The sequence below is a fragment of the Streptomyces soli genome (assembly GCF_003999195.1).
Lineage (GTDB): Bacteria > Actinomycetota > Actinomycetes > Streptomycetales > Streptomycetaceae > Actinacidiphila > Actinacidiphila soli.
In genome coordinates this window covers 1-21,096 of the sequence record NZ_RJVR01000066.1, presented here as the reverse complement: position 1 = coordinate 21,096, position 21,096 = coordinate 1, and the positions used below count along the sequence as shown (strand labels likewise).

Here is a 21,096-nt window from a genome sequence, read left to right as displayed (position 1 = left end):
CTCGTGATCGCCGTCGAGTTCGGCTGATCACCTGCATGGGCGTGTTCAACCCGGTGTTCGCCACCTACCGGCTCGACCAGGACCCGACGGACCGAGTCCCCCGCACCCTGTTCGCGTGGTCGGTCACCAGCAAGGCCACCGTCGCCGTGCTGACCGCCCTGTGGGGCCTGCTGGCCAGCATCACCAGCCCCCGCACCGCGGTCGCGATCGCCGGCCTGCTCATCCTGACCACCCCACTCCTGCTGCCCCGATCCGACCGCGGTACTAATCCGTCGCACTGGCGAGCCGGGCTGCCAGCGTCCTGACGTGCTCGACAAGCTCCGGGGGTTCGTGCACCTGGAAGTCGAACCCTTTGGTTGTCACGTAGATGGCCAACTCGTCCAGCGAGTTGGACCCGGCCCGCAGGGTGCAGCTGTGCTCGTCGATCGGCTCCAGCGCTCCGGTGGTGGGGGCGATCCGCTCCGCCGCGGTCTCGGCGCTGACGTGCAGGGTGAACCGGGCCTGGTAGCGGTAGGCCGACGTGGAGATCGCCCGCGAGGTGTAGCCGCTGATATCGGGGTCTGGCGGGGTGCGCGGGGTGAACCGGGGGCCGGTGGGCGTGCGCGGGTCGAGGCGGTCCACGCGGTAGGTGCGCCAGTCCTGGCGGTCGACGTCCCAGCCGATGAGGTACCAGCGCCGGCCCGCGTGCACCAGCCGGTGCGGCTCGGTCGTGCGGATGCTGCTGGTTCCGTCGTGGGTGCGGTAGTCGAAGCGCAGGCGCAGCGAGTCGCGGCAGGCAGCGGCGATGGCGGTGAGGGTGCTCGGGTCGACGGTGGGGCCGGAGTTGGCCATCGGCACCGTCACCGACTGCAGGGCGTTGATCCGGTGGCGCAGCCGGGACGGCAGTACCTGTTCGACCTTGGCCAGGGCCCGCACTGAGGTCTCCTCGATACCGGTGATCGAACCGCCAGCGGCCGTGCGCAGGCCCATCGCGACCGCGACGGCTTCGTCGTCGTCGAGCAGCAGCGGCGGCAGGTCCGCGCCGGCGCCCAGCCGGTAGCCGGCGGTGCCTGCGGTCGCCAGCACCGGGTAGCCGAGGCCGCGCAGCCGGTCGATGTCGCGGCGCACGGTTCGTGGAGTGATCTCCAGTCGCTCGGCTAGTTCGGCGCCGGACCAGTCTCGTCGGGTCTGCAGGAGCGAGAGCAGTCGCAGCAGCCGTGTCGAGGTTTCCCACATGGTTTGAAGTCTGCCATTGGCCTAGGACCGAGCCTGACCTAACCGGCTCCTAGAGTTATCGGCATGGAGAACAACAGCGAAATCCGGCCCTTCACCATCGACATTCCCCAGGCTGACCTGGACGACCTGCGGGACCGGCTCGCTAGGACCCGGTGGGCCGCGGACCTGCCCGATGTCGGCTGGAGCCGCGGGGTGCCGGTGAGCTACCTCAAGGGGCTGGCCGAGTACTGGCGTGATGGCTACGACTGGCGCGTCTACGAGCGGGAGCTGAACAAGTACCCGCAGTTCACCACCGAGATCGACGGGCAGAACATCCACTTCCTGCACGTGCGCTCGCCCGAGCCGGACGCGCTGCCGCTGATCCTGACCCACGGCTGGCCCGGCTCGATCGTGGAGTTCCTGAACGTCATCGGCCCGCTGACCGACCCCAGGGCACATGGCGGAGACCCGGCGGACGCGTTCCACCTGGTGATCCCGTCGATCCCCGGCAGCGGGTTCTCCGGGCCGACCGGCGAGGCCGGCTGGGACACCAACCGGGTGACCAGGGCGTTCGCTGAGCTGATGAACCGGCTCGGCTACGACCGCTACGGCGCGCAGGGCGGCGACACCGGCGCGGTCATCTCCCCGGGGCTCGGCCGGCTCAACCCTGACAAGGTCGTCGGCGTGCACGCGAACGGGCTCTCCGCGTTCACCGAGGTCAACCCGGACGAGGTGGGGGAGCTGACCGACGCCGAGCGGGCGCGGCTGGAGCACCTGCAGTACCTGAAGACTGAGCAGTCCGGCTACATGATGATCCAGATCACCCGGCCGCAGACCCTGGCGCACGGGCTGCACGACTCCCCGGTCGGGCAGTTGGCCTGGATCGTGGAGAAGTTCAAGGAGTGGACCGATCCGGCCGCCGAACTGCCCGAGGACGCGGTGGACCGGGATCTGTTGCTCACCAACGTGATGCTGTATTGGCTGACCGGCACCGCCGGGTCCTCGGCCAACAGCTACTACGAGACCGCGCATGCCGGAGCCTGGGGCGCGAGTGAGCGTTCCACGGTGCCGACCGGGGTCGCGGTGTTCCCCATGGATGTGTCGATCCGGCGCACTGCCGAGCTCGAACACACTGTCGTGCACTGGTCCGAATTCGGCCGCGGCGGCCACTTCGCCGCCATGGAGGCCCCCGACCTTCTCGTCGGTGACGTCCGGGAGTTCTTCAGCAAGCTGCGCTGAAACCACCGCGGCGCCGACCTCGATCAGGTTGGCGCCGCGGTGGTGTTCGGTGCTCGGGCTCAGCGAATGACCAGGATCGACATGGTCAGCGGCTCCTGGGCCGCGGCGGCCCTGGCCCGCAGCACCGCCCGTGACGGCCACCAGCTCTTGTTGCCAAGCAGGGTCATCAGCTCTGGCAGGATCATGATCCGGATGACCACCGCGTCCAGCAGGACCGCGACGGCAAGGCCGAATCCGGTCTACTTCATCTCCACCAGGCTGACGAACATGAGCCTGATGCCGACCGGGGTCTACTCCGCGCCGCCCGGCATCCGCCGGCTCGCCGAGCAGCACGACAAGATCATCCACCGGCCGGAGAACAACCCAGCGGCCACTTCGTCGCGATGCAGGTCGCCGATGCGGTAGCCGCCGACCTGCGCGCGTTCTTCGTCAAGCTCGGCTGACGCGGACTGCCTTCTGTTCCGGTGCCGGCACCGGCATCACCAGACTCCGATCGACGACATACCGGGAGATGTGCCCGATGACCAACCGTTCCGCCGCCGTGCCGCGGCTGTCCTGGGCCGACGTATGTGGCCGGCGGCTCGACCGGCACGGACTGTTCGCCCCGGTGCGCGACGGCCGACCAGCCGACGCCGTCGCCGCCATGTGCGGCGCGCATGCCCAGGTACTGTCCGCCGCCGAAGTGTCCATCGGGCTCCGCGTCGCCGGTGCCACGCGGACCACTGTCCGGACGCGCTGTGGAGCGAACGCAGTTTGGTGAAGACGTACGGGCCGCGCGGCACCGTACACCTGCTGCCCCCTCGCTACGCGATCTGCTGGTCGACGACCTCGACCTGCCGCGCGACGGGACCACGCGCGACCTTGTGGAGACAGTGCAGCGCGAACAACTGCTGCTGGTAGCCCACCAGCGCCCGGGCGCCCTTGTCATCCAGGGCGGTCCTGGTACCGGCAAGACGGCCGTCGGCCTCCACCGGGTGATGTGGCTGCTCGATAACAACCACTGCACGGCCGACCAGGTCCTCGTCGTGGGTCCCCATCAGGGCTTCCTCGACTACGCGGGGCATGTCCTGCCCGCTCTGGGCGGTGGAGCCGTGACGACCGTGACCCTCGACCGGCTCCTGACCGGCGACAGCAACCGGCAGGCAGCGGCGACGGACTCGCCCGAGGCGCAATTCCTCAAGGGCGACGACCGGATGGCCGACACCCTGCGCCGCGCCGTCGAGGCCCACTGGCCCGCTGCCGCGGTGGACGAGGCGTGCGGCGGCGCGGGGCCCGGGCGCGGGGGCACGGCCGAGGACCCAGCAGTGGTCGAAGCCGCCCGCGAGGCGGACCTGTTGATGCGGGGAGATGACCCCGTCGCGCAGGAGGCGGGGTTCGCGGTGGTCGAACGGGGTGCCGGCGACCGGTAGCGGGGCCTCGGCGATGGGTATCAGCTGATCGTCCACCGGGAGGTACTCGCCCGCGGCCACGGTGAGTTCGTGGTCGAGCACCTTGTCGGCGCCCTCACCGGCGAGGTTGAAGTAGGAGTGGTTGGTCAGATTGACCACGGTGGCGGCGTCGGTGACGGCCTGGTACTCGATGTGCAGTTCGGCCCGGCGGACGAGGTACGTGACCGTCACGTGGAGTGTCCCGGGGAACCCCTCGTCGCCGTCCGGGCTGGTCAGCCGTAGCGTGACGCCGCAGGCGCCGGGCCGTGCGAGGGATTCGGCTGTCCACAGGCGGGTGCTGAATCCGTGCGGTCCGCCGTGCAGCGTGTTCGAACGCGGCGGGTCGTTGAGCGGCAGGCGGACCTGTGTGCCGTCGAGGTCGAAGCGGCCGGCGCGGATGCGGTTGGCGTACCGGCCGACGGTGGCGCCGAAGTAGGGGCTGCGGTGGAGGTAGTCCGCGAGGCCGGTGAAGCCGAGGACGACGTTGTCCGACCGGCCGTGGGCGTCGGGGACGTCGAGGGACTGCAGGATGCCGCCGTAGGTCAGGACACGGGCGGTCAGCCCGTGGCCGTCGTCGAGGGTCCAGACGTCGACGGCCTCGCCGCTGGGGAGGCGGCCGTAGGGGCGGCGGACGGGTCGGGGGAGGTCAAGGGACGGCATCACGGTCGGACTCCGGTGGAAGAGAAGATAGGGGAGGTGGAAGATGTATTCGGCCGCTGTAGGAAACGTCGTACCACTGCGGTGGGCCGGGCTGGCAACCGGCGAACGCCCCGCGACAGCCTGACCAGGGACGCCCTCGCCGTCCTCCAGCCCGGCTTCACCGGCACCGCCGCCCTCGGCTGGCTGTTGCGCCGACTCGGCGCAGCAGCCGCGCCCAAGCCGAGTCCGGCGGTGGCCGATCCGCGCCCGTCGCCCCGCCGCCGCACCCGACGACCATGACTGAGGTAATCCCTGTGGTGTGGACGCCACAGGACGACGCGATCGCGGCGGAGGCAACGACCGTGTATCAGCCGCCCGTGCTTTCGCGTATCTCAAGGCGGTAGGGCGCCCACAATTCGGTTGGCTCGCCGGGGGAACGCCCGTCGAGCCGGCTGACCAGCCGGTCGACGGCCAGCTGGGCGATCATCGTCTTGTCCGGCGAGATGGTGGTGAGGGTGGGCGTGTTGTAGCGGCCGGCTTCGATGTCATCGAACCCGACGACGGCCACGTCGTCCGGGATCCGCACGCCGCGGGTGAGCAGGGTGCGGATCGCGCCGAGGGCCAGCAGATCGTTGTAGCAGAAGACCGCGTCGGGCGGTCCGTCGGGATGGTCGAGCAGGTCCGCCATGGCAGCCGCTCCGTCGGACCGGTGGAACTTGTGCGTGGAGACGATCAGCGAGTCGTCGACCCGCAGGCCCAGCGCGGCGTGGGCCTCGCGGTAGCCGCGGGTACGGAGCTGGGCGGTCTCCCCGGTGTCGTACGGCTGGTCGCCGACGGCGGCGATCCGGGTGCGTCCCAGGGCCAGCAGGTGCTCGGTGGCGTCGGAGGCTGCGGCGACGTTGTCGATGGCGACATGGTCGTACGGGCTTGCCGCGATGCGCTCGCCGAGCAGAACCAGGGGACCTGCGGCGTCGCGGCGGGCCAGGTCGGCCTGGGACAGGACGAGCGGGCTGAGGATGACGCCGTCGAACAGCGCGGCGCTCGCACCCCGCATGATCAGCTCGCGCTCACGGTCCGGTTCGCCGTCGGTCTGGTCGATGACGACGGTGTAGCCGTGCAGGCGGGCCTTGGCGACGACGGCGCGGGCGAGCTCGGAGAAGTAGGGCACGTCCAGCTCGGGGACGACCAGTGCGATCAGCCCGGTACGGCCGCGCTTGAGGTTGCGGGCCAGGAGATTGGGGTGATAGCCGAGTTCGGCCACCGCCTGTTCGACCCGTTGCCGGGTCTCGTCCGAGACCTGCGCATAGCCGTTGACGACGTTGGACACCGTGCGAATCGAGACGCCCGCGCGTTCGGCGACGTCACGGAGCCGGGTGGCGGCCATCGCGCTCCTTCGGAGTAGTGCAACCTGTGAGCCCTTGGTTGCAGACGAATTCTATTGCAACGATGCAGAGTGGAGCAATCGGTGATCTTGTCCCGGGGCCCCGGCTGCGGTTCGACAGGCGAACCGCGGCCGGGCCGGCCACCGCCCTGCTGCCGTCAGCCGAGGCTCACATCGACGCATGTCTGCCCGATCACCTCGCCGTCGGAGACGACCAGGAGGTGCAGCCGGGCAGCCGCCGCGCCGTCGGGGAAGTGCTCCGCGATCTGGACCGGTTCGCTCAGCCGAAAGGGCTGCACGCTGATCGTGTCCTTCGCCGCGGCGGCGCCTGCCGCGCGTCGCGCCGCGAGGTCGTCGCACTCACCGAGTGCCGGGCCCCACAGGGGCACCACGGCGGCCTCGATCGGCGAGCGGCCGTGATGGGAGATGCGCGCTTCGAGGCCGACCTTCCGGTCGCCCGCGACCACTAGGTCCCGTCCGGGAGCGAGCGGCTCGATGTCGACGACCAGGACCGTGTCCGCGTTGACGCCGGCGGGGTCATTGGCCCCGCTGTCCTTACGGGAACGCTCGAAGGCGTACATTCCCGCCATCTCGTGTTCGATGTCGTACAGTTCGGTCCATACATAGCCCGACAGGACGTCGTGGCGGCGCAGCTCAAGGGTCTGCCAGCGCTGGTTCCAGCCACGCTCGACGCTGGTCTTCCCGCCGCCGAACTCGCTGTTGAGGTTGGGGATTTCAGGTGCCGGCCCGCCGTCGGCCATCACCAGCTTGTCCACGGTCCCCACAGCGCCGAGGCCGACCGGGAAGCTGTGGCTGCGCTCGGTCAGCAGTGCGCGGACCTTGGCCGCCCAGCCGGCCGGTGTCTCGTCGTAGATGTGCCAGTCCACGATGTCCGTGGCCACGTGCGCCCAGCCGGAGTTGTCGACCACCGGACGGGCCGGGTCGAGGCTTTTGAGCAGGTCGTACGCGCGGCGGACGGCGGCTTGCTTGGCGGGGTCGCCGGGCACATTCCAGTCCAGACCCCATTCCTCGTTGTACAGGCCCCAGATGACGATGCTGGGGTGGTTGCCGTCGCGGCGGACCATGGGCTCGATCTGGGCGTCGAAGCGCGCTGCCGCCTCGGGGGTGTAGACGCCGGTGCTGGCCGGTTCCGCCCACACCAGGATGCCCAGGCGGTCAGCGTGGTGCAGGAACCGCGGGTCCTCCAGCTTCAGATGCTTGCGAACGAGGTTGAACCCGGCCTCCCTGGCCAGCTCCAGGTCGGTGGCGAACGCCTGGTCGTCCGGAGCGGTCATGCCCGTGCGGGGCCAGTAGCCCTGGTCGAGCACCCCGCGGACGTACAGTCGCTCGCCGTTGAGCAGCAGGTGCTCCCCACTGACCTCGATACACCGCAGGCCGGTCGCCGAGCCGACGCGGTCGGTGCCGTCCACCGAGTCGAGCGTCACCGTCACGCCGTAGAGGTACGGATCGTCCGGGCTCCACAGACGCGCCTCCCGGATCGGCAGGTTGATCCGGACCGGCTGCGCGGCGTCGCCGGCCTCGACGGTCACCGGAGTCCCGCCGGCTACCTGGACGGTGAGCCGCGCGCCGCGCGCGGACGGCCCGGTGACGGAGACGTCCGCCGTGATCGCGTCGAGGGTGCCGGCCGGGGCCAGGGCGACCGCCGATACATACGTCGCGGGACGCGCTTCCAGCCACACCGGCTGCCAGATGCCGCTGGTGGGCGTGAACGCGCAGTCGTCGTAGTCGTCGCGCGGGATGCTGCGCTGCTTGCCGTGGACAATCTCGCGCTTGTCCGCCGGCGCCCACACCCGTACGAGCACGGTGGCGGTGGTACGGCCGGCCAGCGCTTCGGTGATGTCGAACTCGAAGGGCGTGTAGCCCCCCTCGTGCTCACCGACCGGGGCGCCGTCGATCCATACGCTCGCCAGGTGGTGGACGGCGCCGAAGTGCAGGACGACACGCTGTCCGCGCCAGCCGTCCGGCACCGTGACCGTACGCCGGTACCAGCCGTACTCCAGCCAGTGAACGCCGACACCCGAGGCCTCGGTCTCCCAGGCGAAGGGCACGGTGATCGCGTGTGGCCAGTCGTGGTCGTCCCGCGACACCTGATCGTACGCCGCTGACCCGTCCGGGTCGCCGGCGAAGTCCCACGTGCCGTTCAGGCTCAGCCAGGCGTGCGAGCGGTCGAAATGGGGACGGGGGTATTCGGAACGGACCGATGACACACTTTCTCCAAGGTTGTGTGGTGCGGAAGGGCGGTGCGGGGCGTACCGCCGCTGGACGGGTGCGTGCTCAGCCGGTGGTGCTTCCCTGGAGCGCGCCGCCGCGGAAGTACTTCTCCAGGAACAGGAACAGCAGGATCAGCGGCAGAATCGTCACCAGCCCGCCCGCGATGAGGACGGGGACCAGCTCGGCCTTCGAGCCTGTCTCCGCGGCGTGCGACAGCGACGACAGACCGACGGTCAACGGGTAGAGCCCGTTGCGGCTGAAGATGATCAGCGGCAGGAAGTAGTTGTTCCAGACCGCGACCACGGTCAGCAGAAGCACCGTCACCAGTCCCGGCACGGTCAGCGGCAGCACGATCCGCAGGAAGATACGGGTCTCGCTCGCGCCGTCCATACGGGCAGCGTCGATAAGGTCGCGCGGCACAGACGCATCGATGTAGGTCCGCATGAGGTAGATGCCGACCGGGGAGACCATGCTGGGCAGGATCATGCCCCACACCGAGTTGACCAGCCCCACCTTGGCGTACACCAGGAACAGTGGCAGCGCCACCGAGGTGATGGGCACCAACAGCGTCGACATGACCAGATAGAACAGGCCGTTGGCGCCCCGGAACCGAAAACGCGCGAAGCCATAGCCGGCCATGGCCGAAAGAACCGTCGCGCCGACCGCGGCGGATCCGGCGTACACCAGGGTGTTGCCCAGCCACTGGAGGTAGATCCCGGCCCCGCTGACGTTCCTTCCGAGCGCCGAGAGGTTCTGGAACAGGTGGAACGGCCGGGCGAACCAGAACCCCGGAGTCCCGTAGACGTTCGCCTGCGTCTTGGTCGCGTTGATCACCAGCCAGAGCACCGGCGCCAGGATGAAGACGGCGAACGCACCGCTGATCAGGGTCAGTACGGTGACGGTGCCGCGCCGCAGCCCGTACAGGTGGATCGGTACGGTGTCGGCGGGGCCGCGCGCGGCAGCTCTCTCCTGCCGGGACTTGATCGGAGACCTCATCGGAACTCCCCACTGCGCCGGCGCACCGCGAAAGCGGCGAGCGAGATGGCGCCGATGATCAGCGCCAGGACGACTGCCGCGGCTGCCCCGAGGTTGTAGTCGCCGCTGCCGACCGAGGTGTTGTAGACGTACAGGCTGGGCGTGAACCCGTAGGACACCGCCTGCGGCTGGAACGCCGCGAGGATGGACGGCTCGGTGAACAGTTGGAGCGCGCCGACCGTGTTGAGGAACACCAGCATGGTGATGGTCGGACGCACCATGGGCAGCTTCAGCCGCAGGATGATGGTGCCCAGCCGGGCGCCGTCCATGACGGCCGCCTCGGTGACGTGCTGGGGGATCGACTTCAGCGAGGTGTAGAGGATGGTCACGTTGTAACCGGTCCACTCCCAGATCACGATGACGACGATCGTCGGCACGATCAGCCGGGAGGAGAAGAAGTCGACGTGCCCCAGTCCGATATCCTGCATGAGCTTGGCGTAGGGGCCGAAGTCCGGAAGCAGCAGGAACGACCACATCACCGCCGCCACGACCCCCGGCACCGCGAACGGCATGAAGAACACGGTGCGGAAGAAGCGGCTGTACTTGACGATGCCGGCGTCGAAGACCGCTGCGAAGAAGAACGCGATGGCGATGGTCAGCGGCACCTGGATGGCGGTGAAGACCAGTACCCGCCGCACGCCGTCCCAGAATTCCGGGGAGTGCAGGACGGTGCTGTAGTTGGCGAGCCCGGAGTAGTGCGTGCCGCCGATGAGCTGGGTGGTCTGCAGGCTGTCGTAGACGGCATACACCGTCGGCACCAGCATGAACAGGCCCAGCGCCAGCATGTGCGGGGTGATGAACACGGCGCCGGGCCACTCTCGCCGGTTGCCGCGCCGCGGGCGCCCCGGGGGTGGGGAGGCCGGGCGGCTCACCGGCCGGCCGGGCGCGGATTCGCGGTAGGTGGTTGTCTGGTTCACTTGCTCGTCCCGTCGTTCTCAGCCCTCGGTCACCGTGAAGCCCTGGGCCTTGGCGTACGTGACCATCTGCTGCTGGAAGGTCTTGAACGCCTCCGGCAGGGTCTCGGTGCCCTTGGTCACCCCGGCGAACGTGGAGGTCCACTGGGTCAGGGCCGCGGTCATGATCGGCGGCCACTGCGCGGTGTCCATGTTCTGTGCCGCTTCGGCGAAGACCTTGTTCGGCTTGGACGTGCCGGAGATCGGCAGTGTGGCGCTCTGGAAGCCGGTGGAATTCAGCAGGGGGAGGTAGCCGGGGAACGCACCGGCGACCTTGCCGCTGAGGATCTTCCAGGAGTCGGCCGAGGCGCCGAACCACTTGACGAACTCCGCCGCTTCCTTGGCGTGCCCGGTCCCCTTGACCACGGTCAGGGTCGAGCCGCCCCAGTTACCGGACAGGTTCTTGCCGGCCTCGGTCTGCGGTATCGGGGCGGTGCGCCAGTCGCCGATGGTCTTCTTGATGCTCGACTGCATGCCGACCGGTCCCCAGGCGGGGCTGAGCCGGGAGGCATTCGCGCCGCTGTCCAAATTGGACCACTGGGCAGGCGAGAAGTCGGCGGCCGTGGTGACTTCCTTCTTGTCGATCAGGTTCTGCCAGAACGAGGCGAAGGCGGTCTGCGCCGTGCCGGTGAAATTGATGCCCAGCTTGTCGCCGCCGCTGTAGGAAAACGGGAAGGCGCCGTACTGCTGCATCAGCGCGAGCACGTCCTGCGCGCTGACCGGGTCGAAGTTGGTGATCGAGGCCTTCGGGTCGGCGGCGTGCAGCTTGTCGGCGGTGGCGGCGAACTCGCTCCAGGTCGCCGGCACCGACAGCTTGTTCGCGCTGAACTCCTTGGCGTTGTAGTAGAGCGCCAGCGGGCCGAGGTCGACCGGCATCGCGTACTGCTTCGAGCCCTGGGAGACCAGCGACCAGGCCACCGGTGCGATGTCCTTCTTGACCGAGCTCATCCCGTACTGCGAGAGGTCGACGAGGCTGTTGGTGATCTCGAGGGACGGGACCTCGAAGTACTCGATCTGCGCCACGTCGGGCGTGCCGCTGTTCGCCTTCAGCGCGTCGCTGAGCTTGACATACTCGTCGTTCGCCGCGCCGGCGTTCTCCAGCTTGACGCAGATGTCCGGGTGCGTCTGGTTGAACTTCTTGACGGCCAGGTCGTATCCGGCCGACCAGCCCCAGAACGTCAGGGCGGTGGCGCCCGCGGCGCATCCGGCGCCGGCGGCCTGGCTGCCGGAGGCCCCCGGCGATGCGGACGTGCTGTCGGTTCCGGCGCAGGCGCTCAGCAGGACTGCTGCCATCGTCGCCGCTCCCGCGGCCGTGGCCCATCGCGAACGCGGTCCGGCGCTTCGGCGCCGTCCTCCTCTGTATTTCTCGGACATGCTCGTGCCACCAGGCCCTTCGTCACAGTCAGTTCTTACGTCTTTGTAGAGAAGCCGGCACTGGACAGGTCCGACTTCGACCAGTGAAGGCGATGCAACGTTGCAAAACGCTAGTCGTCACATTTCATCGTTGCAATAAGCCGTAGATCACGAATTTCCTACGTTCCGGAGTGGATGTCGACCGGTGCGGTGGTCTCCGTCCAGCTTCCGACGCCCAGGTTCGCGTTGGCGAGCAGTACGCTGCCGGACTCGGCCTGCACCGTGATCGCCCCGTCATTGCCGGAGACCAGGCGCTGGCCCGAGACCAGCAAAGTGCCGTTGGTTCCGCCGGCGGATGTCCAGGCCAGTTGCGGCGTGTGGAGGAAGCGCCTGCCGTCGGCGGTCTGCACCAGGCTTCCAAGGCTCGAGGGGGTCCAACTCAGGCCGTCCGGGGAGGACTTGAGGTACACCGAGCACGCGGTGTCCGGGTCGAATCCGTTCTTGCAATCCTCGTACGTCATGGCGTAGGAGCCGTTCAGCAGCTTGACGACGTCGGCCATACCGGGCCGCTGGACACCGTCCTGCACAGCGACGTCGTAGACCTCGCTGCCCCAGGTCGCTCCGCCGTCGGTGCTGACCGCGTGCGCCAGGACCTGGTTGTAGTTGTTGGTCGACGGCCGCTCGTCGGAGAAGTAGCAGACGAGGCTGCCGTTGGAGGCCACCGTGAACTGCGGCTCCCAGATGCCGTGGCCCTGAGTGTTCGCCATGCCCGACTCGCACGTACATGAGCTGCGGTAGCTCCAGGTCGCGCCGTGGTCGGTACTGAAGAAGACCTCGACGGCCTGCTGGGTGTAGTCGTTGCGGTTCCAGGCCGTACCGGAGGCCAGCAGTGTGCCTGCCGGTAGGGAGCCCTCGGCCTGTGGCAGTTCGTAGAGCGTCGGTCCATCGAGATCCCAGCCGTGCACGGTATCGGTGACGGTGCCGATCGGCGATGCGGACCAGCTCTGGCCGCCATTGGTCGACTGGTAGATCGGGAAGCCCGCCTTCGCCGTACCCGCGCCGGAGTGCGAGAAGGTCGCAAGCACCATGCCGTTGGAGGCACCGCTGTGTTCCAGTCGGATGACGCGCGGGTAGCTGGCGTCCTCGTTCGGGTTCGCCGTGGTGTTGGGGGTGTACAGCACGCCGGTCGTCGCCGCCGACGCGGTTCCGTCGGCGAACGTCAGACCGGCGAATGCCAGCGCCCAGCCGGGGCAGCCGGCGCGCGGTACCCCGCCTCAGCGGCCGCGCGGGCTCGCGCAGGGACGGCGGTTTTCTCGTGTGCATCAAGAGCTCCTTGAAGAAAGATGCAGGCAGAGGGCTTGCAACGTTGAAATAGAGCAACGGACGCGCCGCTTTGCAACGTTGCAAGATGACGGGCACGTTACCCTCGCATGTCGTCGCCGCACAACCGTCGTGCACGATCAGATGCTGGGTTGCGGGATCCTGGTGGTTAATTCCGGGGTGGGGTGAGTGCGCGTCACCTCGCTTGAAGATCATGGTGCTGCGGCAGGCTTGGATTGTCTGTCTGTCCGCAGGATGGAGAGCGTGGTGTCGGTACATCCGCGGCCCTGGCCGGAGCCCGGATCCTCGGGTCGCTGCCGCGATCCGGGCGATGTACGCGGGCAAGCGGGAGGTCCCGCTGCCGGTGCGGGTCCGCGACGAGCTCGGCGAGCTGTTCGCGGATGCGCAGTTCGCGGCCGCGTTCGGTCAGCGCGGCAGGCCTGGCTGGTCGCCGGGGCGAGCTCCGTTGACATTCCTGCCTGCCTGGGCCTAGGCGACGGCGGCCGCTCACGGCTGGTCCCTGCGCTCTGCGCTGACAGGGGCCGCCGCCCCGTTCCGGCCCTGCGCCGGTCAGGACGCCGGGCCCAGTGTGATGTCGTGCCGAAGGTCCCGGCCCGGCCGGTGCACCAGCAGGAACTCTGCGTGCGGCGGATGTGCCGAGCTGGAGACGATCAGTGTGTACCCGCGAGGCGTCAGCCCGTTGATGGCATAGCTGCCGTTGCCGGCCTTCACCATCGCCTGGCGCTTGCCCCGGCCGGTCACGATGGTGATCCACACCTCGCACCCGCTGTGCTCCGCACAGCGCACCGCGCCGCGCACGGTCACCGTACCGTCGCCGGCGCCGCGGCCGGCTTCGGTGCCCTCCGCGTGCTGGGACGATGGCATACCGCTCTCCGTCCGGACGCTTGTCCCGGTACCGCGGGCGTTGGAGGCTTCCTCCGCGGGCTTGCGCTGTGCCGGGGGCGCGTACCGTGTTCCGGTCAGGACCGTGCCGTGGACGGGCGAGGTGACTCCCGCCGCGGACGGGGACGGGGCAGAGGCGGTGGTCCTGATCGTCAGTCCCCGGTTGCTGGCCAGGCTGGCCAGTACCTCGTCCAGCGCGGCCAGCTCACCCAAGGCAACGCGCAGCCGGTCGGCTCGCGGTCCGGCCGGGGCGCGCAGCTCGAACTCCAGTTCGCGGATCAACGGGCTGACCCGGATCCACGTACCGCCGCGCTCGCCCGTGGCGATCTGCCGGTCCAGCGCGTGCAGCGAACTGGCGAAGACCTCGGTGAGACGCTCGACGCGGACGCGCAGCTGCGGGGCGAGGTCGATGTCCGCCGCCACGGCCAGCGCACGCGCGTGCGCGGTGGCCGTGCCGAGCAGCGCGAGCAAGTTGTCGCCGCCCTTGGCGTGCGTCCCGAGCCGCATCCGGACCAGAGGCCGGAGCACACTCTGCGTCTGGTACAGCGCGGCGTCCACACCGCGGGCCGCGCCGCGCAGCCGCACCGGCGCCTCGGGGTCCTTCCACCGTTCGGCCACCTGGACGATCAACTGCTCCAGCGCGGCCAGGTATCCGTGCTGGGCCTCATGCGCGATTTTGCGGGTGGACAGCGGGAAGACCAGCGCGGCACAGACAGTAGCCGCCGCCATACCCAGGGCGTTGTCCAGCAGGCGCTGCGTGAGCAGCCAGTCCAGATTGCCGTACGGCGTGGCCAGCCCGTACAACTGCACCAGCGCGATGACCAGGCCGGTGACCCAGTATGCGTACCGGCGCTGTATGCCCCAGGAGCCGAAGCCCAGCCCGGCCACGATGACCAGCAGCGTCCAGTAGATGTGGCCGGGGCCGATGAGGTGGAGCACCGCGATACCGATCACCGCGCCGACCACCGTGCCCACCATACGATGCCCCACCTTGCGCAGGCGCTCGTGGGTGGTGTTGGTCCCGAACATGGTGATCATCACGCCGATGAGTGCCCAGTAGAAACGCTGGCCGTTGATGGTGTCGGCGATCGGCAGGACGATCGCGGCGGCGATCCCAACCTGGAGCGGGGCACGCACATAGGGGATGGCGCGCCGCCATCCCTGATCGCCCTGCGCGTCTGCCAGTCGCCGGGCGGCCGGTCCGGCTCCGGCCAGGCGCCCCTGTTCCAGCGCGACGCTGGGCTGGAACGGCACCTTGGCCCTGGCGGTGGGCGTGTTCCAGCCAAGGTCGAGCCAGCACGCCAGCGAGTCGGCAAGTGTGTCCAGCAGATCACCGACGCGCTGGGCCAGCGCGCGCAGCTCGGCCTCGTCCGGGCCGGTCCCCTTGGAGGCGTTCGTGGCCTCCTGGCGGATCAGCTCGGCTGCCGGGTGCAGCGCGTCGGCCCGGCCCAGGGGGGTGTCCCGGACGATGACCAGCCCGACCACCATCGCCTCGCGGAGCGCGGAGGGGACGGGACGTCGGGTCATCTCCTGCACGGCATGCCCGATGCCCTGCAGTGCGAGTTCGGCGTCGAAGAGGTACTGGTGCAGCAGCTCGGCCGTGTCGGGCTCGGCGGCCACCTCGGGCAGGGCCAGCCGCCCGTCGATGGTCAAAGTGGTGACGTTCAGCTGACGCAGCGCGCGGCGCATCTGCTTGATCGCGACGTCCTGGTGGGCGTGCGGGTCCAGCGCGGTCGCGGCCGCGTCCGCGACCCGGCGCGCCTCGACGACGAAGGCCCGCTGGGTACGCAGCAGGTCCTCGCGCGGCATGGGGTAGCAGAGCATCAGCCGGGCGACGAGCACGGCCGCTGCGGTCACCATGGCGATGATGCACAGCCGGCCGCAGTCATCCAGCGGGACGACCGCTACCCGTCCGATCAAGAGGGCGTTGAACATCATCATGCCGGTGAGAAGGCCCATCAGCCCAAACCTGATCAGGAAGAACGCCAGGGCGAGCATCACCACCATCAGGCAGAGGTCCATCATCCGGTGCGGCTGGAGCCAGGCGCCGACCGATAGTGCGGCCGAGAACGGGATCGGCACCCACAGGCTGGCACGCGCCAGCCGCAGTGGAGTGTTCTCGGCGATGACGAACGCGCTCATCATGCCGATCATGCCGCCGACCGTCATGCCCAGCATGGACGGGATGTGCAGGGCGTGCGCCATCCCGTAGCCCACGGCGAGGGAGACGACCATGGACACCAGCGAGCGCCAGCCGGCCTGCAGGTGGCCGAGTCCGGGATCGGTGGCGAGCACCCAATCCCAGCAGTGCCTCGGCCCGCCGACCCGGTGGGGGGTGTGCGGGCCCGGAGCAGTTGATGTCGCGGGAGGCGGTGACGCGGGTGGGCCGACGGCAGATGCGGTGGCAGAGGTACTCACGAGACTTCCGGTTCCAACGCTTTCACGAGGGCGCAGACAGCCTCACTAGCGGCTATCACGGTTGCTTCCGGGTCATCGACGTTTGCGTGCAGCGCTCCGAGCAGGGCCGTGAGCATCCGCTGGCGCGCCTGCTCCAGCAGTTCCCGGCCGAGCGGGGTGATGAAGACCCTGGTCACGCGCCGGTCCTCGGTGCAGCGCTGGCGCTGGACCAGCCCGCGCTCCTCCAGTTCCTGGAGCACGACGGTGACCCGCGGCTGGGTGAGCCCGGTGAAGGGCGCCAGGTCGGTGACCCGGCGCGGCGCCTCCTCCAGCGCGTCCAGGGCGCTGGCGTAGCTGCGCGGCAGCCCGTATTCGCCTGTTCGGAAGAGGGTGCGGGAAAGGCGTCCGATGCCACCGAGCAGGCCTCTGGTGGCCTGCTCCATCCGTTCCACTCGTTCCACGTCCGGCGTCGGCGAAGTTTGCATACCCCGAATATATTTGCCGCCAATGGATACCGCGACCGGAGACGGGCCGGTTCGGAGCGCAGCGGCACGCTTCTCGGCTTCCGGGTGGTCTTCACCTTGGGCACCTTCGGGATGATCAACATGTCAGCACCGCACGGAAGGAGACTCAGCTCCTGGTCGCATTTGGTAGCGGGTGGGCGCTGTGGGGCTTGATCTCGCCGTTTCTCGGGTAGAGAGGCAGGCCACTCTGGGGTGGTCGCCCCCCTAACGCCGTGTATGCGGTTTCGACGCGGTGAAGGGAGACAGCGCCAGCACTGAGTGATCCGCCAGGTCCCTTGTCACAGGACAGTAGGAACCGTGTCCGCTCACACGGCCTGGAGCGCGACCCGGGCCAGGTCAACGCCGGACAGCTCCGGCTCCGGGGTCGTGGCCTGGCTCATGCCGACGCCCACGGTTGCTGAATGACCATGAGGCTGGTGCCGCGAGGGCGCAGCGTCTGGTCTACCGGGCATTGGTAAACAGTTGCCGTGCGTACGCCTCACCGTGCACGTCGATGATCGAGGTGATCAGCGCCGGGTCCTTCCGGGCGGCGGCTCGCATGTCGATGATCTCGTCACGGGTCAGCTGCTCCAGGACCAGTGGGTCGTCGTCCCCGGTGAACATGTCCAGCACCTCGACGGCCTCTTTGTTGCTGCGCATTTGCTTGAACGCGTCGTCGACCATGCGGGCCACGGCGTGGCTGCTGGGGGCCTGCCAGTCGCCCTCGCACTCCACGTGCCGGGCGTGCTCAGCACGGCGGGAATCCCAGGCCACATCCAGCCCCGCACCCTAGCTGAAATGCACCATCGATCGCACCCCAGCGCACAGTTACGAGTCGTGGCGCCTGTGTGACCAGGTCGGGCAGGACGCGGTTGGTCAAGTCGGCCCGGGGCGACTTCACCAGCGGTTGAGCAATCGCATCGAACATTGATCGGCTCGGCTAAAGCAGCGGCAAGGTGATCGATCTGGCCGTCGGTGGACACAGGAGAGCAGACTGACCCTGCTTCCGCGTCACGGGCGGCACTGCCGCGGCCGGGCCTACGTCGCCCGCGACGCCCACCCCGGCTGACGGGCGCGTCAGGGCAAGAGGTCGGCGACGAGTTCGGCGAATTCGTCGGGTGACACGATACGGATGGCGAGGTCTTCGGCCTTGGCGCGCTTGCATCCGGCGTTGCCCCTGGCGACCAGGAGGGAGGTGCGCTTGGAGACGCTGGAGGAGGACTTGCCGCCGGCGCGTTTGGTGGCGATGTCCTCCAGGGCGGCCGCGAGCGTGTCGGCGTTCGCGCGCTACGCCAGTACCGCGCCGGCCGCCTCGGGGGCGAGCGGCTGACGCTCGGAAGCAGAGAGTCCGGCTGTTCTTTCATCGAAGATGATGACGGCGATCGTGGTCTCGGCTGCGTGGACTCAGTACATGCCGATGATCGCGCTGGTCGCTGCCGGGCAGCGGCTCGGTGAAGTAGCGGCGGGGTGTCCAATCGCTCAACGCGGGTCCTCGCCGAGGTCCATGGCGATCAGGTCGGCTGTTCGGGCGGTGATGGCGTCCTGGACTTTGGCGGTCCTGAGGCCCCATACGTGCGGGGCCCGCCGCCGAGGGGGGCGGCGGCGGGCCGCTGCCTCACTGTGGGACACGGGGGTAGTCAGGCTGTTGGAGACCGGGCGTCCGGAGGTGGCCGTGCCGCATCCGGCCATGGGCCAAGCACTGGCACCGCGTTCCGCGAGGTGAGCCGAGTACTGGGAGGAGTCGCCCCCGGAGATCCGCAGGCGTAACCGGCGCGCTGGCGCATCGTTGAGCAGGACATCGCGTGCATGAACATCCGTCCCCCGCGGATACGCGTGTGAGGGCCTTAACCGGCGGCGGTTCGGGCCCTCACTGCTGTTCGGGGGACCTACAGGTCGATGTGCTCCACGGCGGTGAACTCCGCCAGCAGCCACCCGGCGCGGCGACCGCGGTCCTTGAAGTAGATCTCCTGGAGTCTTTCGGCGGCGATGTCGCGCAGTTGCTGCTCGGTGGCGCTGGCTGCCTGGACGGCATCGAAGAGCCGGGCGGCGTATGCGGACGGCAGGTGCTGGGTGATCAGCCGCAGCCTCGCGTCGTCGGTGGTCCTCGGGGCGGCGGTGAAACCGAACCTCGCCCGGGTCTCGATGACGATGCCGGTCGCGGTGGCCGCCTGCTTCTGCGCCACGGCCCTGGCCGATCCCGCCCTTGACGGTGGCCTTGATGGCCGACAGGACGGTGGCCTGCCCCGGATCAATGTCCTTGTGCACGGCCATCGCCGCGAGGTCGTGCTTCATCGACGCTTGGGCCATGGTCAGATCCAGCCGTGCGCCCGCGCCCGGCGGACGGCCTCATGACGGTTGCTGACACCGAGTTTGGTGTTAACGCTCGACAGGTAGTTCCGCACGGTGCCCGGTGTGAGAACGGAGCGTTCCGCGATCTCCGCGTGGGGGCACCGTCGGCGGCCAGGGATAAGAGGTCCGTCTCTCGCGTGGTCAGGGGGGCTGCGCGGCGTACGGCACCGACGTCACCTCCTGGCCCGGCTACGACACGTTGCGCGGCATCCGAGAGCTGCGGATGACCGCCTATGCGGCCCAGCACGCCGCTGCGAACCAGGAGTGGCGCGATCAGGCTCGGTACCGGGTGGACTGCCTGCGCGGAAGGGTCGCGCGCCCATGGCACTGGGCCGGGATCATGTAGGGCACGCTCGGAGGACCCCCCACCAGCCTCCGTGACTACCTCGCAGCCGGCTCACCCCTGCCTTGCGCGGGGAGGACGACAGTCCGCCGCGCGCCTGTCCTCCTGTGCCCGCGCGGCCGCCAGGATGCTGTCCAGCAGCCCGGGGAAGAGAGCGTCCAGGTCGTCGCGGCGCAGCACGTTCATCTTGGCGGTGCCCCGGTAGACCTGCCGGACCACCCCGCTCTCGCGCAGGACGCGGAAGTGGTGCGTGGTCGTCGACTTGGTCACCGGCAGATCGAAGTGCGAGCAGGACAGCTCGCTCTGCGCCGCGTCCAGGTCGCGCACCAGGCCCAGCCGCAGCGGGTCGGAGAGCGCGTGCAGCACGGCTTCCAGCCGGATGCCCTCCCGCGCTGGGTGGGCGAGTTCGCGTGCGGCGCTCGGTGCGGTCATGGCGGCTCCAGACCTCGTTGGAATGGTCACCGTGCGTGAACTCCACGGAGGACTTTACCGGGAACGCGCGAAAGCATCGCACACAGAGACTCCGAAAGTACGATGACATTCTAAGTTTGACAATCGCCTTACTACGAAGATTATCGTACGAGATGGATCCCGGCATACCGACGTTTCCCTGGCCTACGCCGGAACCGATGAAGAACCGTCTGAATGGAGTCCGCCGTGAGCGCACTGTTCGAGCCGTACACCCTTCGGTCGCTGACCGTCCCCAACCGGGTCTGGATGGCGCCGATGTGTCAGTACTCCGCGGCTCCGGACGGCCCCGACGCCGGCGTGCCGACCGACTGGCACTTCGCACATCTCGCGGCCCGCGCCACCGGTGGAACCGGCCTGATCATCACTGAGGCGACAGCCGTCAGCTCGGAGGGCCGGATCAGCCCGTACGACCTGGGTATCTGGAACGACCGGCAGGTCGAGGCGTTCCGCCGGATCACGTCCTTCCTCGACCAGCAGGGCGTACCGTTCGGTATCCAGCTGGCGCACGCGGGGCGCAAGGCGTCGACGGACAAGCCGTGGAACGGCGGGGCTCCGGTCGGCCCCGACGCGCACGGCTGGCAGCCGGTGGCGCCCAGCGCGCTGCCGTTTGACGAGGGCCATCCGGTGCCCGCCGAGCTCACCGTGGCGCAGATCAAGGAGATCGCCGGCCAGTTCGCGGGTGCCGCGCGCCGGGCGCTGGACGCGGGCTTCCGGGTGGCCGAGGTGCACGGCGCCCACGGCTACCTGATCCACCAGTTCCTGTCGCCGTACAGCAACCACCGCACGGACGAGTACGGCGGCTCGTTCGAGAACCGGACGCGGTTCGCGCTGGAAGTCGTCGATGCCGTGCGGGCCGTCTGGCCCGAGGAACTGCCGGTCTTCTTCCGAATCTCCGCCACCGACTGGCTGGACGAGGGCGGCTGGACCGCCGGCGACACCGTCCGGCTGGCGCCCCTGCTCAAGGCCCACGGCGTGGACCTCTTGGACGTTTCCACCGGCGGCAACGTGCCGCACGTGCGCATCCCCGTCGGCCCCGGCTACCAGGTGCCGTTCGCCGCCCGGGTCAAGGCCGAGACCGATCTGCCGGTGGCCGTCGTCGGGCTGATCACCGAGCCGGAGCAGGCGGAGAAGATCCTCGCCGGCTCCGAGGCCGACGCGGTCCTGCTGGCCCGGGAGCTGCTGCGCAACCCGTCCTGGGCCCGTCGCGCGGCCAGTGAGCTGGGCGGCGATGTGCACACTCCGCCGCAGTACCTGCGGGCTGTCTGACCCGAATCCGCGGGTAGTGGCCGACGGTCGGTCAGGTTGTGGCCTGTCTGGCCGTCAGGTCCGTTGAGGGGATGGTGGGCAGGGGTGTGGC

General features: G+C 69.2%; 20 protein-coding genes and 6 pseudogenes. 9 read left to right on the top strand and 17 right to left on the bottom strand.

Going from position 1 to position 21,096, the window contains the following annotated elements; all coding sequences use genetic code 11:
• A pseudogene (locus EFK10_RS05200) lies at positions 1–305 on the top strand (MFS transporter); the annotation flags it as partial.
• Here the strand turns inward: EFK10_RS05200 and EFK10_RS05195 are convergent.
• On the bottom strand, positions 265–1,215 hold the full coding sequence (locus tag EFK10_RS05195; protein ID WP_127354591.1) for a helix-turn-helix transcriptional regulator: 951 nt from the start codon (positions 1,213–1,215) through the stop codon (positions 265–267). The pseudogene EFK10_RS05200 and the gene EFK10_RS05195 overlap by 41 nt on opposite strands.
• Positions 1,216–1,278: 63 nt before the next feature.
• On the opposite strand from EFK10_RS05195, the gene EFK10_RS05190 reads away from it, so the two are divergent.
• Positions 1,279–2,433, top strand: a complete 1,155-nt coding sequence (locus EFK10_RS05190) for an epoxide hydrolase family protein (protein ID WP_127354590.1) — start codon at positions 1,279–1,281, stop codon at positions 2,431–2,433.
• Positions 2,434–2,492: 59 nt separating this feature from the next.
• Here the strand turns inward: EFK10_RS05190 and EFK10_RS48445 are convergent, their stop codons facing one another.
• A complete protein-coding gene (locus tag EFK10_RS48445; RefSeq protein WP_206305308.1) occupies positions 2,493–2,633 on the bottom strand; it encodes a hypothetical protein in 141 nt (46 codons plus the stop codon).
• On the opposite strand from EFK10_RS48445, the gene EFK10_RS47010 reads away from it, so the two are divergent.
• The 3 genes and pseudogenes from EFK10_RS47010 to EFK10_RS53075 all read left to right on the top strand — a co-directional run.
• Entirely contained in the window at positions 2,626–2,838 is a 213-nt protein-coding gene (locus EFK10_RS47010; RefSeq protein WP_164835829.1) for a hypothetical protein, read from the top strand. The genes EFK10_RS48445 and EFK10_RS47010 overlap by 8 nt on opposite strands.
• A gap of 115 nt (positions 2,839–2,953) precedes the next feature.
• Positions 2,954–3,193, top strand: a complete 240-nt coding sequence (locus EFK10_RS05185) for a hypothetical protein (protein ID WP_407647006.1) — start codon at positions 2,954–2,956, stop codon at positions 3,191–3,193.
• A pseudogene (locus EFK10_RS53075) lies at positions 3,090–3,401 on the top strand (hypothetical protein); the annotation flags it as partial. The gene EFK10_RS05185 and the pseudogene EFK10_RS53075, both read left to right, overlap by 104 nt.
• Before the next feature lie 276 nt (positions 3,402–3,677).
• Here the strand turns inward: EFK10_RS53075 and EFK10_RS05180 are convergent.
• Positions 3,678–4,520 (bottom strand): annotated as a pseudogene (locus tag EFK10_RS05180) (aldose epimerase family protein); the annotation flags it as partial.
• 81 nt (positions 4,521–4,601) lie between these two features.
• Between EFK10_RS05180 and EFK10_RS05175 the strand changes: the two are divergent.
• The gene (locus EFK10_RS05175) at positions 4,602–4,799 is read left to right on the top strand and encodes a hypothetical protein (protein WP_127354588.1); all 198 of its coding nucleotides are present in this window, start codon (positions 4,602–4,604) and stop codon (positions 4,797–4,799) included.
• 67 nt (positions 4,800–4,866) lie between these two features.
• On the opposite strand, the gene EFK10_RS05170 is transcribed toward EFK10_RS05175, so the two are convergent.
• From EFK10_RS05170 to EFK10_RS05145, 6 genes are all read right to left on the bottom strand, one after another.
• On the bottom strand, positions 4,867–5,883 hold the full coding sequence (locus EFK10_RS05170) for a LacI family DNA-binding transcriptional regulator (protein WP_127354587.1): 1,017 nt from the start codon (positions 5,881–5,883) through the stop codon (positions 4,867–4,869).
• 155 nt (positions 5,884–6,038) lie between these two features.
• Positions 6,039–8,108 (bottom strand): glycoside hydrolase family 2 protein, encoded by a 2,070-nt coding sequence (locus tag EFK10_RS05165; RefSeq protein WP_127354586.1) that lies wholly within the window; start codon positions 8,106–8,108, stop codon positions 6,039–6,041.
• Positions 8,109–8,175: 67 nt separating this feature from the next.
• Positions 8,176–9,108 carry a carbohydrate ABC transporter permease gene (locus EFK10_RS05160; RefSeq protein WP_127354585.1) on the bottom strand — a complete coding sequence of 311 codons (933 nt, stop codon included), beginning with the start codon at positions 9,106–9,108 and terminating at the stop codon, positions 8,176–8,178.
• Entirely contained in the window at positions 9,105–10,064 is a 960-nt protein-coding gene (locus EFK10_RS05155) for a carbohydrate ABC transporter permease (RefSeq protein WP_240677000.1), read from the bottom strand. The genes EFK10_RS05160 and EFK10_RS05155 overlap by 4 nt, the downstream gene beginning before the upstream one ends.
• Positions 10,065–10,082: 18 nt before the next feature.
• A complete protein-coding gene (locus EFK10_RS05150; protein WP_240676999.1) occupies positions 10,083–11,393 on the bottom strand; it encodes an ABC transporter substrate-binding protein in 1,311 nt (436 codons plus the stop codon).
• A 239-nt stretch (positions 11,394–11,632) separates the two neighbouring features.
• On the bottom strand, positions 11,633–12,634 hold the full coding sequence (locus EFK10_RS05145; protein ID WP_240676998.1) for a sialidase family protein: 1,002 nt from the start codon (positions 12,632–12,634) through the stop codon (positions 11,633–11,635).
• Positions 12,635–13,104: 470 nt separating this feature from the next.
• On the opposite strand from EFK10_RS05145, the gene EFK10_RS47005 reads away from it, so the two are divergent.
• Positions 13,105–13,266 (top strand): hypothetical protein, encoded by a 162-nt coding sequence (locus tag EFK10_RS47005; RefSeq protein ID WP_164835828.1) that lies wholly within the window; start codon positions 13,105–13,107, stop codon positions 13,264–13,266.
• A gap of 77 nt (positions 13,267–13,343) precedes the next feature.
• On the opposite strand, the gene EFK10_RS05140 is transcribed toward EFK10_RS47005, so the two are convergent.
• The 4 genes and pseudogenes from EFK10_RS05140 to EFK10_RS52550 form a co-directional block, all read right to left on the bottom strand.
• Positions 13,344–15,971 carry an FUSC family protein gene (locus EFK10_RS05140; protein WP_240676997.1) on the bottom strand — a complete coding sequence of 876 codons (2,628 nt, stop codon included), beginning with the start codon at positions 15,969–15,971 and terminating at the stop codon, positions 13,344–13,346.
• A gap of 119 nt (positions 15,972–16,090) precedes the next feature.
• Entirely contained in the window at positions 16,091–16,516 is a 426-nt protein-coding gene (locus EFK10_RS05135; RefSeq protein WP_240676996.1) for a MarR family transcriptional regulator, read from the bottom strand.
• Positions 16,517–17,038: 522 nt separating this feature from the next.
• Positions 17,039–17,350, bottom strand: coding sequence for a hypothetical protein (locus EFK10_RS05130; RefSeq protein WP_127354581.1), 312 nt, complete (start codon positions 17,348–17,350; stop codon positions 17,039–17,041).
• A 303-nt stretch (positions 17,351–17,653) separates the two neighbouring features.
• Positions 17,654–17,815, bottom strand: a pseudogene (locus EFK10_RS52550) (BRCT domain-containing protein); the annotation flags it as partial.
• On the opposite strand from EFK10_RS52550, the gene EFK10_RS51870 reads away from it, so the two are divergent.
• Positions 17,778–17,906, top strand: coding sequence for a hypothetical protein (locus tag EFK10_RS51870; protein WP_265737471.1), 129 nt, complete (start codon positions 17,778–17,780; stop codon positions 17,904–17,906). The pseudogene EFK10_RS52550 and the gene EFK10_RS51870 sit on opposite strands and share 38 nt — an antisense overlap.
• A gap of 149 nt (positions 17,907–18,055) precedes the next feature.
• Here EFK10_RS51870 and EFK10_RS47000 read toward each other — a convergent pair whose 3' ends face one another.
• From EFK10_RS47000 to EFK10_RS05115, 4 genes and pseudogenes are all read right to left on the bottom strand, one after another.
• Positions 18,056–18,205, bottom strand: a complete 150-nt coding sequence (locus EFK10_RS47000) for a hypothetical protein (RefSeq protein WP_164835827.1) — start codon at positions 18,203–18,205, stop codon at positions 18,056–18,058.
• 257 nt (positions 18,206–18,462) lie between these two features.
• Positions 18,463–18,765 (bottom strand): annotated as a pseudogene (tpg, locus tag EFK10_RS05125) (telomere-protecting terminal protein Tpg); the annotation flags it as partial.
• Positions 18,766–18,885: 120 nt separating this feature from the next.
• A pseudogene (locus EFK10_RS49550) lies at positions 18,886–19,076 on the bottom strand (response regulator transcription factor); the annotation flags it as partial.
• Between the two features lie 246 nt (positions 19,077–19,322).
• Positions 19,323–19,700 carry an ArsR/SmtB family transcription factor gene (locus tag EFK10_RS05115; protein WP_127354580.1) on the bottom strand — a complete coding sequence of 126 codons (378 nt, stop codon included), beginning with the start codon at positions 19,698–19,700 and terminating at the stop codon, positions 19,323–19,325.
• A gap of 225 nt (positions 19,701–19,925) precedes the next feature.
• Here EFK10_RS05115 and EFK10_RS05110 point away from each other — a divergent pair, with 225 nt between their 5' ends.
• Complete coding sequence (locus EFK10_RS05110; protein ID WP_127354579.1) at positions 19,926–21,005, top strand: NADH:flavin oxidoreductase/NADH oxidase; 1,080 nt, start codon at positions 19,926–19,928, stop codon at positions 21,003–21,005.
• Positions 21,006–21,096 lie beyond the last annotated feature (91 nt).

Excerpts from the sequence above, each read along its gene's own strand:
- EFK10_RS05160 (WP_127354585.1), bottom strand. The coding sequence starts at position 9,108 with ATGAGGTCTCCGATCAAGTCCCGGCAGGAGAGAGCTGCCGCGCGCGGC.
- EFK10_RS05115 (WP_127354580.1), bottom strand. The coding sequence starts at position 19,700 with ATGACCGCACCGAGCGCCGCACGCGAACTCGCCCACCCAGCGCGGGAG.
- EFK10_RS05195 (WP_127354591.1), bottom strand. The coding sequence starts at position 1,215 with ATGTGGGAAACCTCGACACGGCTGCTGCGACTGCTCTCGCTCCTGCAG.
- EFK10_RS05190 (WP_127354590.1), top strand. The coding sequence starts at position 1,279 with ATGGAGAACAACAGCGAAATCCGGCCCTTCACCATCGACATTCCCCAG.
- EFK10_RS05135 (WP_240676996.1), bottom strand. The coding sequence starts at position 16,516 with ATGGAGCAGGCCACCAGAGGCCTGCTCGGTGGCATCGGACGCCTTTCC.
- EFK10_RS47010 (WP_164835829.1), top strand. The coding sequence starts at position 2,626 with ATGACCACCGCGTCCAGCAGGACCGCGACGGCAAGGCCGAATCCGGTC.
- EFK10_RS05170 (WP_127354587.1), bottom strand. The coding sequence starts at position 5,883 with ATGGCCGCCACCCGGCTCCGTGACGTCGCCGAACGCGCGGGCGTCTCG.
- EFK10_RS05150 (WP_240676999.1), bottom strand. The coding sequence starts at position 11,393 with ATGGCAGCAGTCCTGCTGAGCGCCTGCGCCGGAACCGACAGCACGTCC.
- EFK10_RS47005 (WP_164835828.1), top strand. The coding sequence starts at position 13,105 with ATGTACGCGGGCAAGCGGGAGGTCCCGCTGCCGGTGCGGGTCCGCGAC.
- EFK10_RS05185 (WP_407647006.1), top strand. The coding sequence starts at position 2,954 with ATGACCAACCGTTCCGCCGCCGTGCCGCGGCTGTCCTGGGCCGACGTA.